Annotated in this window: 17 protein-coding genes and 1 tRNA gene; 10 read left to right on the top strand and 8 right to left on the bottom strand. The window is 55.5% G+C overall.

Going from position 1 to position 15,030, the window contains the following annotated elements:
• Positions 1-123: 123 nt before the first annotated feature.
• The 4 genes from rpmA to ACR0B7_RS15960 all read right to left on the bottom strand — a co-directional run bounded on the left by rpmA (position 124) and on the right by ACR0B7_RS15960 (position 2,873).
• Positions 124-393 (bottom strand): 50S ribosomal protein L27, encoded by a 270-nt coding sequence (gene rpmA / locus ACR0B7_RS15945; protein WP_010440093.1) that lies wholly within the window; start codon positions 391-393, stop codon positions 124-126.
• Positions 394-404: 11 nt separating this feature from the next.
• Entirely contained in the window at positions 405-1,022 is a 618-nt protein-coding gene (locus tag ACR0B7_RS15950) for a 50S ribosomal protein L21 (RefSeq protein WP_170388373.1), read from the bottom strand.
• Between the two features lie 208 nt (positions 1,023-1,230).
• Positions 1,231-2,031: a DUF2059 domain-containing protein gene (locus tag ACR0B7_RS15955; RefSeq protein ID WP_480681973.1), complete on the bottom strand. Its 801-nt coding sequence runs from the start codon at positions 2,029-2,031 to the stop codon at positions 1,231-1,233.
• The gene (locus ACR0B7_RS15960; RefSeq protein ID WP_170576879.1) at positions 2,031-2,873 is read right to left on the bottom strand and encodes a DUF2059 domain-containing protein; all 843 of its coding nucleotides are present in this window, start codon (positions 2,871-2,873) and stop codon (positions 2,031-2,033) included. Before ACR0B7_RS15960 ends, ACR0B7_RS15955 begins: the two co-directional genes overlap by 1 nt.
• A 124-nt stretch (positions 2,874-2,997) precedes the next feature.
• On the opposite strand from ACR0B7_RS15960, the gene ACR0B7_RS15965 reads away from it, so the two are divergent.
• The 9 genes from ACR0B7_RS15965 (at position 2,998) to ACR0B7_RS16005 (ending at position 11,621) form a co-directional block, all read left to right on the top strand.
• Positions 2,998-3,087 (top strand) — tRNA-Ser (locus ACR0B7_RS15965).
• A 176-nt stretch (positions 3,088-3,263) separates the two neighbouring features.
• The gene (locus ACR0B7_RS15970) at positions 3,264-3,722 is read left to right on the top strand and encodes a hypothetical protein (RefSeq protein ID WP_170416613.1); all 459 of its coding nucleotides are present in this window, start codon (positions 3,264-3,266) and stop codon (positions 3,720-3,722) included.
• A gap of 204 nt (positions 3,723-3,926) precedes the next feature.
• Positions 3,927-4,955 carry a zinc-binding dehydrogenase gene (locus ACR0B7_RS15975; RefSeq protein ID WP_170485439.1) on the top strand — a complete coding sequence of 343 codons (1,029 nt, stop codon included), beginning with the start codon at positions 3,927-3,929 and terminating at the stop codon, positions 4,953-4,955.
• 75 nt (positions 4,956-5,030) lie between these two features.
• Positions 5,031-5,906, top strand: a complete 876-nt coding sequence (locus ACR0B7_RS15980) for a branched-chain amino acid ABC transporter permease (protein WP_170388382.1) — start codon at positions 5,031-5,033, stop codon at positions 5,904-5,906.
• Positions 5,907-5,910: 4 nt separating this feature from the next.
• Positions 5,911-7,008, top strand: a complete 1,098-nt coding sequence (locus ACR0B7_RS15985) for a branched-chain amino acid ABC transporter permease (protein ID WP_170485441.1) — start codon at positions 5,911-5,913, stop codon at positions 7,006-7,008.
• Entirely contained in the window at positions 7,005-7,769 is a 765-nt protein-coding gene (locus ACR0B7_RS15990) for an ABC transporter ATP-binding protein (protein ID WP_170388386.1), read from the top strand. The genes ACR0B7_RS15985 and ACR0B7_RS15990 overlap by 4 nt, the downstream gene beginning before the upstream one ends.
• Positions 7,766-8,539, top strand: coding sequence for an ABC transporter ATP-binding protein (locus ACR0B7_RS15995; RefSeq protein WP_170388388.1), 774 nt, complete (start codon positions 7,766-7,768; stop codon positions 8,537-8,539). The genes ACR0B7_RS15990 and ACR0B7_RS15995 overlap by 4 nt, the downstream gene beginning before the upstream one ends.
• A 5-nt stretch (positions 8,540-8,544) precedes the next feature.
• Positions 8,545-10,431: an AMP-dependent synthetase/ligase gene (locus tag ACR0B7_RS16000; protein WP_170485445.1), complete on the top strand. Its 1,887-nt coding sequence runs from the start codon at positions 8,545-8,547 to the stop codon at positions 10,429-10,431.
• Between the two features lie 29 nt (positions 10,432-10,460).
• Positions 10,461-11,621: an ABC transporter substrate-binding protein gene (locus tag ACR0B7_RS16005; protein WP_170485447.1), complete on the top strand. Its 1,161-nt coding sequence runs from the start codon at positions 10,461-10,463 to the stop codon at positions 11,619-11,621.
• Between the two features lie 61 nt (positions 11,622-11,682).
• Here ACR0B7_RS16005 and rpsI read toward each other — a convergent pair whose 3' ends face one another.
• The 3 genes from rpsI to ACR0B7_RS16020 all read right to left on the bottom strand — a co-directional run bounded on the left by rpsI (position 11,683) and on the right by ACR0B7_RS16020 (position 14,200).
• Positions 11,683-12,168 carry a 30S ribosomal protein S9 gene (gene rpsI / locus ACR0B7_RS16010; protein WP_170388395.1) on the bottom strand — a complete coding sequence of 162 codons (486 nt, stop codon included), beginning with the start codon at positions 12,166-12,168 and terminating at the stop codon, positions 11,683-11,685.
• 6 nt (positions 12,169-12,174) lie between these two features.
• On the bottom strand, positions 12,175-12,633 hold the full coding sequence (gene rplM, locus ACR0B7_RS16015; RefSeq protein WP_039536983.1) for a 50S ribosomal protein L13: 459 nt from the start codon (positions 12,631-12,633) through the stop codon (positions 12,175-12,177).
• Positions 12,634-12,796: 163 nt separating this feature from the next.
• Entirely contained in the window at positions 12,797-14,200 is a 1,404-nt protein-coding gene (locus ACR0B7_RS16020; RefSeq protein WP_170485449.1) for an aminotransferase-like domain-containing protein, read from the bottom strand.
• 99 nt (positions 14,201-14,299) lie between these two features.
• Here ACR0B7_RS16020 and ACR0B7_RS16025 point away from each other — a divergent pair, with 99 nt between their 5' ends.
• Positions 14,300-14,527: a YjiS-like domain-containing protein gene (locus tag ACR0B7_RS16025; RefSeq protein ID WP_170485451.1), complete on the top strand. Its 228-nt coding sequence runs from the start codon at positions 14,300-14,302 to the stop codon at positions 14,525-14,527.
• Between the two features lie 56 nt (positions 14,528-14,583).
• On the opposite strand, the gene ACR0B7_RS16030 is transcribed toward ACR0B7_RS16025, so the two are convergent.
• Entirely contained in the window at positions 14,584-15,027 is a 444-nt protein-coding gene (locus ACR0B7_RS16030; protein WP_170485452.1) for a PaaI family thioesterase, read from the bottom strand.
• Between the last annotated feature and the right edge of the window lie 3 nt (positions 15,028-15,030).

Consider the following 15,030-nt stretch of genomic DNA (forward strand, 5'->3'; position numbering starts at 1 on the left):
GCTTGGAATATTGCTTGTCGAGTTGGTCATCCGGGTCACTGGTCAAAACTTCGTTAAAACGAGAAAGGGGACCGGCATTTTCTGCCGGTCCCCCATTTATTTCTAAACCTTTAGGGTTTCGGCTTACTCTGCGGCCTCCGCCACTGGCAGGACCGAAATAAAGGTGCGGTTCTTGAGTCCCTTGTGGAACTTCACGGCGCCATCAACAGTTGCAAAGATGGTGTGATCTTTGCCCATGCCTACGCCTTCGCCCGGCCAGAACTTGGTGCCGCGCTGACGCACGATGATGTTGCCTGCGATGGCTGCTTGGCCACCATAGAGTTTCACGCCAAGGCGGCGACCCGCTGAGTCGCGACCGTTACGGGAGGAACCGCCAGCTTTTTTATGTGCCATTCTCTCTCTCCTTAGCCTTGAGCCAGCTCTTTGGCTTGCTCAACCCATTCGGGCTTCACTTTGATGGTGTCGATAGCAGCAATCTGCTCGTCCGACAAGGCGGCCAGAGCTGCAAAGCTCTCGATACCTGCGTCGTTCAGCTTTTTGGCAGCGGCGGGGCCGACACCGTTCAGCTTGGTCAGATCGTCAGCGGCAGCAGCAGCGGCGGGTGCCTCTGCTTTGGCTTCAGCTTTCTTGGCAGGCTTTTTCGCTGCAGGTGCAGCTTCGCCAGCCGGTGCCGAACCGGTTGCAGCTTTGATGCCCGACTTGTCAGCGCCCGACGACAGGATGTCGGTGATTTTGACCAGAGTCAGTTTCTGACGGTGGCCAACAGTACGCTTCGAGCTGTGCTTACGACGGCGCTTGACGAACTTGATGACCTTGTCACCTTTGATCTGTTCGATAACTTCGGCCTGTACGCCTGCGCCTTCAACGAAAGGTGCACCAACAACCGGAGCGTCGCCGCCCAGCATCAGAACATCGTTGAATTGGACTTTTTCACCTGCGTCGGCAGCCAGCTTTTCAACGCGGAGGATATCACCCGCCTGAACCTTGTACTGCTTGCCGCCAGTCTTGAGGACCGCAAACATTGCGTCTTTCCTTTGTCTAACCGCGTTCTGTGGTCCCCTTGCGGGTGTTTTGGCTTTCGCCACCTCGAACAGCGCGCCCTTTTCGGGCTGTGTGACGACCCTTGGGATCAGTCCCTTGGGTCAATAATAACGAGACCCGGCGCGGAAAATCCGGCCGGGATGCGCGCTTATCCATAGAATAGCTGTCAAAGTCAACATCAAATACGCATCAGAGGTCTGATCCGTTCAGAACCTGAAACGCAGCGCGACCAAGGCGATAATAAATCTCATCGTACATACGGTCAAAGCCAACAAAAAACGCTTCGTTCACGGCTCGGCCTGTTTCAGTTCTCGAGAACGCAATATTCTCACGCATCTGCGTTTCGGTAAGCGGCTGATAGGCCATGAGCAGGAAGGAATACAGCCAAGTCTCAGTTTCTCGACGCACGTTATCCTTCTCAGTCAAAAGTTGCGCCAAGAATTCGCCGTCATCCAGGCCGGTGTCTTCGCCAAGGCCGCGGAAAAAGTTGTAATCGGCGCTGAGTGTGCTTTGAACGTTCTTTGCGATCAGGTCATTAACCTCAATATACTCGTCTATCAGTCGATAAGATTGAGATGTCTTATCATCTGAGGAATAGCTGTCCTGCGCCATCTCTTTGATTGTTTCGTCCTGAAACGCCAACCGTGCCGAGTTTTCCAGAGCGACTATGGTTTGACCCAACTCACTCTCGAAAAACAAAATCGCGCGGTCAAGCTGGCTGTCTGTCAGGCTTTCTTTGAATGCCCCCGTTATTTGGTTTCGCATCCAGTCGGGATCGTAGATTTCGTCCAGCCGGGTTTCAAAATAGTCGCCTCCAGCACCGCCCAGGAACGTTTCGTTCAGCTCTCGTGCCTGCCCCCTACCTTCTTGCTGTAAAATTTCGACAACCTCAGTCAGCCGCAGCGCGTCCATCAGGCGATCTATCTTTTCGGCAGCGCATAGAGGAGCGGACCAAAACAACAAAGACAGACAAGCGGCAAGAAAACGCATCAGATATCCTGCGCAGGATGGAGGTCCGACATGCGTGCAGCCAGAATTTCAAATTTCATGGCCATTATTTCATATTGAATTGCGTTGAGCAGTTCATACACCTCTTGCATCAGAGGTTGCTCAAGCGCCTCGGCATAGGCGACGATTTCTGCGTCAGAAAACCCCTGGTATGTGTAAGCTGCGCCAGCCAATGCTGACAATTGCAGCGCCTGCCGCATGCCGGTTTCGTTCTGCTGCAGCATTAGCCTCAATTCATCGGCGTTTAGCTGCAAGTCGATGATGCCAGACGCGCTGGCCGCCAACAGAAACCTTAGTTGAATTTCCTGAAGCGCACGCAACGCTGTCCCGCTGGCGTCAATCGCTTTGTTCATGCGTTTGATGCTCTCAACCCGAGTCGACCCCTCCTGTATCAGACCGGCCACGATTTCCTGACCTTCAAGCTGTTTGGCGTCGTCATCGTCATTCATATGAGACGCGTTTTCCGCCTCGACCAGGCGTTGTCCAAGGTCAGAAGCGTAAAACTCGACAGCATGGTTCAGCGCGTCTTCGCTGAGCGTTTGTTCCAGTATCGAAACAGCGGTTTCATGCATGTCCTCGGTGTCGAACACTTCATCGGTTAGGCGCGTCCAGTCTGAGCCGAAACCGTCGGGGTCGATTCCCAGCATCTCGGGCGCAGAGGCCGAGGCCAATGCAATGCTTTCCAGCGCAACGTCAAAGCCGGTTGTGGTCAGAAAAGCCTCAATCCGGTCACGATCCGCGGCGGCTGCGGGTAAGGTCAGAGCGGACAGCGTCAGTAGCACTGCGGACACAGGCAGAATAAGAGAGCGAGCGATGTGTAACATGGTATCAGAGCCTAGGTGATTTACGCCGTCAGGCAATGGAAAATCCAGTCTTGGTGAATTTTGGGAATTTTCCGCTTGCACCCCCGGTCGTTCCTCACTAAATCCCCCCCTCACAGACCCCCGCGGAGAGGTGCCGGAGTGGTCGAACGGGGCGGTCTCGAAAACCGTTGTGGGTGCAAGCCCACCCAGGGTTCGAATCCCTGTCTCTCCGCCACTATCCTTCGGATTCAGTGATCTTGGACGTTGCGGTGGCGTGATGTCGCCGCCGGTTCAGTGCGGATAGGCGCAGCGCGGCTCAATCCGGCTTATTGCAGAGAACGCGCAGGATTTCCCCTTGGAAAATCAGTAGGGTTAGGCCATCTCGGTCCCACGTATTTAAAGGAGATTCCCATGTCGCGTACGATCTTGTTAGGTGCAGCTATCGCCGCTATTGGCGCAGGTGTTTATTTTTATCTAAACCAACCCGAACCTACGCCCGCAGAGCAGTTGCAGTCCGCCGCCAAGGACGCGGGCGATGCCGTCAGCGATGCCGTGCAGTCGGTTGCGGAACAGGCATCCGACGCGACTGAGCAAGCTGGCCAAGCCGCGGCGGACCTTGCCAATCAAGCTGGTGAAGAAGTGGCCGCCCTGGCCACTCAGGGGCAGGATTTGCTGAATTCCTGGATCGAAGAAGGCACTCTGACGGTTCAGAATTTCGACTATGACGCAATGGTCGCGTCAATCGAGGAAAGCGCGCTGGCTCAAGACTTGCAAACACAGGCAATCGCCATTCTGGACGAGATCAAGGCATCGCCTGACCTCATCGCGGAAAAACTTCAAGAGTTGCGGGCACTTTTGACCGCACAGTAAACCCATTAGGGCCGCCGATTTTTCTGCGGCCCTATTCTTTTGGCCCGGCAAGCTCTCGCCACGTCAGGTCACTGTCAAGTTGACGTTGGGCTAACCATTTGTTTGGCTAGCAAAAACCCAACTACGTTGCAGCGTTTTTCAGTGCGAAACAGGCTTATACCTGCCATTTCTCGCGCTGGCGCCAACCAACTGATAGGAAGACTTATGACCTCTCTGCCCTCTAGCATGTTCGCCGTTATTCAAACGCAGGACGGCTATTCTGATGCTGCGACGGGTCCATTTATCAACAACGCTGCCGATTGGCTTGCCGAAGCAGAGATCCCTGTGCCATCGCCCGGTCCGGGACAGGTGTTGATCAAATTGCGCGCGTCTTCGGTGAACCCGTCGGATATCCATTTTATCAAGGGTGAGTACGGTCAGCCTCGGGTCAAGGGTGCGCCTGCGGGGTTCGAGGGCTGCGGTGACGTTGTGGCTGCCGGGAAAGGTGCCGAAGCGCTGCAGGGCCAGCGTGTCGCCTTTGTCGCTGCTGGTTCCGGGGCTTGGGCCGAATATGTCGTGACGCAGGCGCTAATGTGTATTCCGCTGCGCCCAGAGATCACGGACGAGGATGGGTCAGCCCAGATCGTTAACCCGATGACTGCGATGGCGATGGTTGATATCGCCAGAAACGCAGGCGATGCCTTTATCGTTTCTGCAGCAACAAGCCAGCTTGGAAAGCTGATGTGCAGTTTGGGACGCGATCTTGGTCTTATGCCGATCGCGCTGGTGCGTCGCGCCGATGCCGTCGAGAATTTGAAAGAATTGGGTGCGCATGAGGTTTTGGTGACGTCAGATCCCGATTTCATGCAGAAGTTCTCGGCGCTCAGTGCCTCGTTGAAACCGCGAGTTTTCCTTGACGCAGTGGCCGATCAGGTTTCGGAGCAGGTATTTTGTGCAATGCCCAACGGCGCGCGTTGGGTGTGCTACGGTAAGCTCAGCCCCGAGCTGCCCAAGCTGACACAAACGGGTCAATTGATCTTTATGGACAAAAAGATCGAAGGGTTCTGGCTGACGAAATGGATGACGTCGACCCCGCCCGCCGACCAGATGCGCGTTGTTGGTGAGGTCCAAGCCCGGTTCGCCGACGGTCGCTGGAAAACCGACGTTTCCGCAAGGCTTGCGTTGAAGAACGTAGTATCAGGTTTGGCCGGAGCACTGAAAAAGAGTGACGGAAAGGTGATAATCACGCCATAGTAGAACCAAGCCCCGAACAAAGGAGGAGGTTCGGGGCGTTAAAAACGCCGGGCAAACCGGCAATGGGAGGTGAACTTGGATAACGCTCAGCTGTTAATCAGCGGGCTGGCGAATGGCTGTGTTTACGGCCTGATCGCGCTTGGCTTTGTTCTGATCTACAAGGCGACCGAAGCAGTGAATTTCGCCCAAGGTGATTTCATGATGCTTGGCGCGTTTGTGACCATCGGGCTTACGAACACCGAGTATATGGGGCTGCCGTTTTGGATGGCTCTGCCGATCTCATTGGGGATCATGGGTGTTTTGGGGTATCTGCTGGACCGTCTGATCATCCGCCGCCTGTTCGGAGAAAGCCAGACTGCCGTTGTCATCCTGACTATTGCTTTGGGCTTCGTGATCCGTTTTGTGGCTGGATTGATCTGGGGTCATGAGCCGCAAACCCTGCAAAACCCTCTTGCCGGTAAAGAAGTCCGCTTTGGCGGGCTTGTGTTGGGGATGGAAGACGTGGCCGTCATTGTCGTTACCGTTCTGCTGACCTGGGGGATGTACGTATTTTTCAGTCGCACCAAGCTGGGATTGGCGATGCAGGGTGCATCCCAGAACCAGTTGGCGGCATATTACATGGGTATCCCGGTGAAGCGCGTGCAGGGCTTTATCTGGGGGCTTGCAGGCGTAGTTGCCGGGATCGCTGGAATCTTGTTCGCGGCCAAGGGGTCGGTCGATCCAACGACCGGGCTTATGGGGATCAAGGCATTTGCGGCAGCAGTTATCGGAGGATTTGGTAGCCTTCCAGGCGCATTGGCCGGAGGATTGATCGTTGGTGTGATCGAGCCTTTCGCCAGTCGCTATATCGCTGCAGGTTACAGCCAGATCGCGCCCTATGCTCTGTTGCTGGCCGTGCTGATCTTTCGCCCGAACGGGCTATTCAGTCAGGTTCGGATCAAAAAGGTCTAAGCATATGAGGATCATCTTCAAAACTGACTACATGCAGGATATCCGCCCCTGGAAGGATAGCTATCAGCTTGGTCTCTATCTCGTTTTGCTAGCCGTTGTAGCCACGTCTCCTTGGTGGTTGGACGATTTCTATCTGGGTGAGCTGACGAACGTCCTGATCTGGGCCATCGCCGGTTTGGGTCTGATGATCCTGACGGGGCACACCGGGCAGGTCAGTCTGGGACACGCTGCGTTTCTGGCCTTTGGGTGCTATGCCAATGTCACGCTGATCGAAGCCGGAGTTCCATTTCTGATCGCATTTCCTCTGGCCGGCGTTCTGACCGGAATTGCCGGGGTCACGGTCGCTGTCCCTGCCCTTCGTCTACACGGCATCTATCTGGCAATCTTCACAATGGCGCTTTCGATCCTGATGGACGACCTCATTGTTCTGGCCGAACCGATCACCGGTGGCGTTGCTGGCAAGTATCTGGGTGGGGTCGAGATTTTCGGCGTGTTGGTAGACCGCTGGGGTACGCCGGTTCAGTTCTTCTGGCTGGTTTTGGCCGTGGCCGTGTTGGTGACGCTGGGCTATATCAATCTGCTGCGTGCACCGCTTGGGCGCAGCTTTATTGCGGTACGAGACTCCGAGGTTTCGGCGCAGGCGATGGGTGTTGATATTGCGCGCACCAAGATGATTTCGTTTGCCTTGTCCTGTGCTGTCACGGGATGGGCCGGTGCGTTGATGGGGATGTATTCGGGCGCGTTCAACAATGAAACATTCAGCGTTGTAATCTCCATCCAACTGCTGATGATGATCGTCATCGGCGGACTGGGCTCGATCCACGGTGCTTTCCTGGGCGCTATTATCATCGGCTTCCTTCCGCAATTCCTGTCGATCTCAAAGGAATATGTCGGCGCATTGTTCGGCGGCAGCACCGTCGCCATACCGGGGCTGGAATTTGGCATCTTCGGGATGATCCTGATCGCCTTCATCCTGTTCGAGCCGATGGGCATGTATGGCCGCTGGCTGAAAATCCGTACGTGGTTCGAGCTGTTTCCGTTCTACCGCAAGGACATGTTCAAACGTCAGAAGTCCTACCTCAAGACGGAGCGCCTGAGATGAGCTTGCTTGAGTTCCAGAATGTCACCCTGAAGTTCGGCGGCCTGACGGCGGTGAATGACCTGTCCTTTTCGGTCGAAGAGGGCGAGGTCTTTGCCATCGTTGGCCCCAATGGTGCGGGTAAATCGACCGTGTTCAACCTCATCTCGCGGTTTTACGACCCTTTTGCCGGGTCGATCCGCTTTGACGGCCACGATCTGCTGCAAGTCAAACCCTCGGGCGTGGCCGCCTATGGGGTGGCGCGGACGTTTCAGAATATTGAACTGTTTGAACACGCCACCGTGTTGCAGAACCTGCTGGTCGGACGGCATCGCCACCGCAAGACAAACGTGCTGTCCGAGGTGCTGTTTCTGCCCTCGGCTCGGCGGCAGGAAATCGAAAACCGCGAGAAGGTCGAGGAAATTATCGACTTCCTTGACCTGCAAGCCTATCGCGACAAGATGATATCGGGCCTGCCCTATGGTGTGCGCAAAGTGGTCGAGGTCGCCCGCGCACTGGCCACAGACCCCAAACTGCTGTTGCTGGACGAACCGGCCTCGGGCCTGTCGGTCGAGGAAACGACCGACATGCGCTGGTGGATCGACGACATCCGGCGACAGATGGGAATTACCGTCTTGATGGTCGAGCATGACATGGGGCTGGTCTCGGGGGTGTCCGATCGGGTTCTGGCAATGGCAGACGGAGCAATGCTGGCGCTTGGGACGCCCTCGCAGGTGCAATCCCATCCGGCTGTTGTCGAAGCGTATCTGGGGAAAGCCTCATGAGTGCGCCCATCCTGACCATCCGCAATGTCGAAAGTTTCTATGGCCCGATCATGGCTATCCGGGGTGTTTCGCTGGACGTGCATCCGGGGCAGATCGTTTCAATCCTCGGGGCTAACGGAGCGGGAAAGACTACGCTGATGAAGACGGTCTCAGGTGTGATGGACCCGGAAAAGGGCAAAATCACGTTTGAGGACGAAGAGATCCAAGGCTCTGAGCCGCACAAAGTGGTTCAAAAAGGTATCGTTCATGTTCCCGAAGGGCGTGAAGTGTTCCCTCTGCTGACGGTTGATGAAAACCTCACCCTCGGTGCCTACACCTCGACCGACAAGGGGCAGATCGATCATGACCGCGACCTTGTATTCTCGTACTTTCCGATCCTGAAAGAGCGTCGCAGCCAAGAGGCCGGGACCCTGTCCGGCGGGCAGCAACAGATGCTGGCCATCGGGCGCGGGTTGATGGCGAACCCAAAGATCATGCTGCTGGACGAGCCTTCATTGGGCCTGTCGCCTTTGCTGGTACAAGAGATTTTCGGAATCCTGAAACGCCTGAACGACGAGCAGGACATGACCATGATGCTGGTCGAACAAAACGCCAATGCTGCGCTGGAACTGGCCCATCATGGCTATGTGATGGAGGTCGGGCGCATCGTCATGGATGGGGACGCGGACGAGTTGATGAAGTCCGAAGACATCCAGAATTTCTATCTGGGCGTTCAGGAGGAAGGCGCGCGGGAAAACCGCCGCTGGAAACGCAGAAAGACGTGGAGGTGAGTCAGATGAACATCAGCACCCTGCCCCCTCAGACCAAGATCAACGGCATTCAGTTCAACGCGACCCCCGGACAACGGCCCGTTTTGGTGGATGAGTGCGTGACAATCAGCCAGCTTTTTCAGAAACGTTGCGCGGCTTTGGGTGATCGTACTGCGCATCGCGAGAAGGATTTCGGAATCTGGAAGTCGTATTCCTGGACCGATTACTGGCAGCACGCGAAATGGATCGGCCTCGCCCTGCGCAAGCTGGGTCTTCAACGCGGCGAGGTCGTCTCGATCCTGTCCGAAGACCGCAAGGAATGGGCCTGGTTCGATATGGGCATCCAATGTGTCGGAGGAATTGCTTCGGGCGTCTATACCACTGATTCAGCCAGTCAACTGAAGTACTTGGTCAATGACAGCGATAGCCGCTTTCTGGTGGTCGAGAACGAAGAACAACTGGACAAGTTTTTTGAGATCGAGGACGAAATACCCAGTGTTCTGAATGTCATCATCCTTGAAGACGAAGGTCTGCACGACCTTGATCATGCGAGATGCATGATGATCGACGACCTTTACGCGATCGGCCAGCAGGCGGAAAAGGATGCGCCTGACAGTTTCGAGGACGAGATTGCGTTGTCTTCCCCGCAAGACACGGCGCTGCTGGTTTACACCTCGGGCACGACTGGGATGCCAAAGGGTGCGATGCTGAGCCACGAAAACATTCTGGCCGCCATCGAATGTGGCGCACATTCCCTGCCGACACTGGAAACTGACGAACAACTATGCTTCCTGCCCCTCTGCCATATCCTCGAACGCGATGTGTCGGTCTACTTCCCACTGGCTGCGAAATGCGTTGTTAACTTTGCGGAAAGTCCTGAAACTGTTTTTGCAAACCTGCAGGAAGTCTCACCCACTACTTTTACCGCTGTGCCGCGCGTGTGGGAGAAGATTTATTCGCAGGTTTTGATCATGGCTCAGGACGCAACCCCGGTTGGCCGCGCCGCTTTCGGATTGGCGTTGAAAGCCGGACTTTCGCGGGCAGAATACATTCTTGCGGGTAAACCTGTGCCCGCCGGAGTAGCTGCCAATTTCTGGTTATGGGATCGCCTGGTGCTGCGGAATTTGCGGCGGATGCTGGGGATGGACAAAATGCGCCGGGGCGGAAGCGGCGCTGCTCCGATTTCGACCGAACTGCTCAAGTGGTATTGGGCTATTGGCGTGCCTTTGGTCGAAGGTTTCGGAATGACCGAGACCTCTGGTTTGGCAACGCTGAACACGCTCCAGAACAACAAGGTGGGTACGATCGGAAAGGCCGTCCCAAGCAATGACGTTCGTATCGCGGATGATGGTGAAATTCAGATCAAGGGTCTGAACATCTTTCAGGGATATTGGCGCAATAACGCAAAAACGGCCGAGACGTTCACAGCGGATGGTTGGTTGCGGACCGGTGACATGGGACGGATCGACGACGAAGGTTATGTCACCATCACCGGACGCCTGAAGGACATCATCATTACCGCGGGCGGCAAGAACATTACTCCGGCGGAAATCGAAAGCAGATTGAAGTTCAGCCACTATATCTCGGACGCGGTCGTGATCGGGGACAAAAGGAAATACCTGACGGCCCTGATTATGATAGATCAGGAAAACGTTGAGAAATTCGCGCAGGATCGAAAAATTCCTTTTTCCAATTTCGCGTCCCTGTGTGCTGCGACCGAGGTTAAGGATCAGATCGCGTCCGAAGTCGCGGCCGTGAACAAAGAGTTCGCGCGCGTCGAGCAAATCAAGGACTTCCGTCTGATCGACGTCTTGCTCACTGCTGATGACGATGAGCTTACCGCGACCATGAAACTTAAGCGCAGCTTTGTCGAAAAGAAACACGGACATCTTATTGAAGACATGTACAAATAGATAAGGGATGACCCAAAGGGAGGAGAAATATGAGGAAACTGATCAAACGGCTGGCCACAGCCACCGCTTTGACGGCTTCGGCGACACTTGCCAGCGCCCAGACGCAGGGTGTCACGGAAGATGAGATCGTCATAGGCTCGGTCAACGACCTGAGTGGAATCTTCGCCGCCGTCGGAGTTCCTGCCACTAAGGGAGCAAATGTCGTGTTCGACCGCGTGAATGCGGAAGGCGGCGTGCACGGTCGAACGATCCGCTTTGTGGTTGAGGATAACGGCTATCAGATGCCGAGGGCGATGCAGGGCTATAACAAGCTACTTAACCGCGACAAGGTTTTTGCAATGCTGCAGTCGCTGGGAACCCCGATGAACCTGGCGGGCTTCAAGCTGCTGGACCCAAAGGGTATTCCCAATGTCGCCCCCCTGACCGCCGCGCGGCAAATGCTGCAGGAACCGATGAGGAACAAGTTTACGTCCTTTTCGACCTATTTCGACCAAAGCCGCATCGGGGTGAAGTACCTTGCAGAGCAGTTCGGCTCGCAAAAGGTGTGCACGATGTATCTGCCGACGGATTTCGGTGAGGAGATCTTGGAAGGCAGTAAGGCGGGTGCCGAAGAAGCTGGGATCGCGTTCGCAGCCGAAACGACCCATAAACCTGATGAAACCGATTTTGTTGGCTCGCTCAGCAAGCTGAAAGAGGAAGGCTGCGACATTGTCACGATGGCTCTTGGTGTGCGTCAGGCGATCACGGTCGTCGGAACAGCCAAGAAAATGGGCCTTGAGGATATGAAGTTCCTCGGAACCTCGGCCAGTTTCCTGACCGTGGTCGCTCAGGTGCCGGGCGGCGTGACTGATGGGTTTTATGCCGCGGCTTCGTGGCAGGATCTTTGGGCTCGTGCGGATGATCCCGTTCCCGCCGCATTCATCGAAGAATATAAAGCGGCAACCGGCGAAGACCCTGTGGGCTTTTCTATGCTTGGATATGCTGCGGCCGATATGATGGTCAAAGCGCTTGAGGCAGCCGGTCCCGATCTAACGCATGACAGCTTTATCGCAGCGATGGAGTCTTTGAACTACACCGATGAACTGGTGGGGAATGAGATAACCTATGGTCCTGATGACCATCAGGGCGCGGATACCGTCTACGTCAGCGTTGTTGAAAATGGGGCGTGGAAAAAAGTCCACGAAGAATAACCCGAACAACAAAAAAGGGCTCGCAGATGCGAGCCCTTTCCAATTTCGGTGCCCGTAGCGATTAACGCTTCGAGAACTGGAACGAACGACGCGCTTTGCGCTTACCGTATTTCTTACGTTCCACAACGCGGCTGTCGCGGGTCAGGAAGCCAGCGGCTTTCAGAGCGCCACGCAGCGACGGATCATAGAGTTGCAGCGCTTTCGAGATGCCGTGCTTGACCGCACCGGCCTGACCGGTCAGGCCACCGCCTTTGACGGTTGCAACAACGTCGAACTCACCTTCTACACCGGCAACCTGGAACGGCTGGCGCAGGATCAGCTGCAGAACGGGACGTGCAAAATACTTGTCCTGATCCTTGCCGTTCACGGTGACCTTGCCGGAACCCGGCTTGATCCAAACGCGGGCAACAGCGTCTTTACGCTTGCCGGTGGCATAGGAGCGACCCAGCTCGTCGCGCACGGGTTCACGTGCGATGACTTCTTCAGCCACGGTTTCAACGCCTGCAACGGCGCTCAGCTCTTCGAGAGTATTGATCTGATCAGCCATCGGTCATTAGCTCCGGGTGTTTTTCTTGTTCATGGACTTTACGTCCAGAACTTCGGGCGCTTGCGCCTCGTGAGGATGCTCGGCACCGGCGTAAACGCGCAGGTTGGTCATCTGCTGACGTGCCAGACGGTTGCCCGGCAGCATGCGCTTGACCGCTTGGGTCACGACGCGCTCGGGGTGTGCACCCTCGAGGATCTGCTGCTTGGTGCGCGACTTGATGCCGCCCGGGTGACCCGTGTGCCAGTAGAAGTTTTCTTCACGCTTCTTGCCGGTCATCTGGATTTTGTCAGCGTTGATCACGATGACATTGTCGCCCATGTCCATGTTCGGGGTGAACGACGCTTTGTGCTTGCCACGCAGACGCATGGCGACGATCGAGGCAAGACGGCCCAGAACAACGCCCTCGGCGTCGATCAGGATCCATTTCTTGTCGATGTCTGCAGGTGTTGCAGAAAAGGTTTTCATGGCAGGATAGTCCTGTTTGATGTGAAAGACCGCCCCAAGACAGAGCGGCCCGAATTCGATGGAGCGTATTTAGATTGGGTGCGCGCGCAGGTCAACAACGCTTTGGTCTTTTTTATATTTCAAAAACAATGGGTTAATAAATAGGTATTATTTTACCCCACACCTAGACGCTTATTTGCTCGGGCGGATTGTCTAGTAGCCGTCTTAATTGGTGCATGGCATCTTCAAACCGTTCCAGTGAAACATGTCCGTTCATGGCAATGCGCACGGCGTTGGGTGCTCTGCCATCACGCAAGGCAAACTCATCGGCCGATCGCAGTTGTATGCCCTCTCTTTCTGCGGCCCTGCTAAACGCGGCCGCGCGCCAGCCGGATGGAAGGTTCAGCCAGACGAAAGGAACGTCCGGTGCCCAGTTCAGGTCAAACCCACCAAGGGCATTCACCGCAATTCGGACATAGTCCCCCATGCGAACGCGGACATCTCTGGCAATCTGGCGGGTTCGTGGGTCAGACAACATCAGCCGGGTTAATTCCGCCAGAGGTTGGGCCAGTCCGAAATACCCGTATTCGGCGGATCGCCGTAAATCCACGCTACGCTCGCGTGGTGCAATGGCAAATCCGACACGCAACGCCGGGGTCAAGACCTTTGAGATCGACGACACGTGCCATCCTCTTTCCGGCGCAAGGGCGCGATAGCTGGGCTCTCGCGCGTCTCCCATCCGATAGCAGTCGTCTTCAATGATCTGAACGTCAAAGCGCCGCGCAATTTCGACAATTTCTTTGCGTCTTTCCAACGGAGTGTGCGATCCGGTCGGGTTTTGAACTTCCGGAGACACGCAAACTGCCTGGGCTGGAGTGTGCCGCAATACCTGCTCCATCGAGTTCGGCTCGATCCCCCATTTATCCATTTTCACGCCTATGACCTCGGCCCGCATGAGTTCCCCTGCCCGACGGAAACCGGCATAAGACAGGTCTTCGACCAGAACGGCTGGTTTTGGTCCGCGTAGGATTGTTTGAAAGACCAGGCATAATCCATTCTGACCGCCATGAGTCAGCACGATGTCCTCTTGTGACAATGCGCCAAGCGGCAGGTCTGAAAGCCATTCTACAACGGCTTGTCTGGTCGGCAGATACGCGTCGCGGGTTGGGTAGTTCATGAACAGGCCAGGATCAGACTGCGCTACTTTTTGCATGCACTCTCGGATCAATGCCACCTGCCCCACGTCCGCCAGTCTCGGGCTGAACAGGCTGACATTGGCGTTGTATTTGTCGTCCCGCAAATGTAGTTGCCGCGCCCAAACATCGTCCAGCAAGGGGGACTTGGGGGCGGCAACGAATGTACCACGCCCCACTTCGGCCTGTAGCAACCCTTCATCGGTCAGAATCGTATAGGCTCGGGCTACTGTACCCGGCGTGATTTGCAGCCTGTACGCAAGCTCCCGTACCGGAGGAAGCTTTGCGCCAACTTCCAGCATTTTGTTATCAATGGCTTTTCTGATTGTGTCGGCCACCAGAGTGTATTTTGGCCCCTTTGATTTGGGCAGAGCCTCTGGCCAAATTGTATCCATTACAATTCTTCCTTTGATTTTGACACAATGTGGAATGTATCAATCAATCGTACCGAACATGTTACGTTTGTGTCAATACAATTTGAAAGGATACCCAAGATGACACGCGCAATGCACACCCCCGCCCTCATACTGCTGAACGACAGCCCCCGGCTGCCGCTGATCGCTGTGCTGGCCCTGCGGTTTGCGGCGACTGTCACCAAATGGGAGCGTCAACGCCGCAGCAGGGTCAATTTGTCAAAGCTGGACGACCGCATGCTGCGCGATGTCGGGCTGACCCGGCATCAGGCCAACCGCGAAGCGAACCGTCCCTTCTGGCACGGATAAGATTTCCCCAGTCCCAATCGGGACATCTTCCTTGGCCGGGTTCTCCCGGCCATTTTTTAACCGAATTTCGCAGCCGCTGATCCCTCGGGCGGCAAGGAATAGGTCATCGTCGCCCGCGCGACGGCTTCATCCTTTCCCTCCGAGTACATCAAGACATCGCCAACCGCCAACGTCTTGCCGAGTTTCAGCAACCGGCAATGGGCAATCACGTCCTTGTTGCCATCTGGCTTACGCATGAAATCCATCGAGCAGCCTGTCGTTACAGCAAGGGAAAGACGCCCCTTCCGCGCCAGTATGAGCGCATAAACGCATACATCTGCCAGCCCAAACATCGAAGGACCCGCGACAGTTCCGCCCGGCCTAAGGTGCCTGTCCTCAACAACCAGACGCATAACGATCGTATCTTCTGTCACGCTTTCAACGACAAAGTCTTCGTGAACCTGAGGGAACACCATCCCCAAGTACTCTGTCAGTTCTTCGCGGTTCAAAACCAACGACATACT

Source organism: Ruegeria sp. BB6, assembly GCF_056539385.1.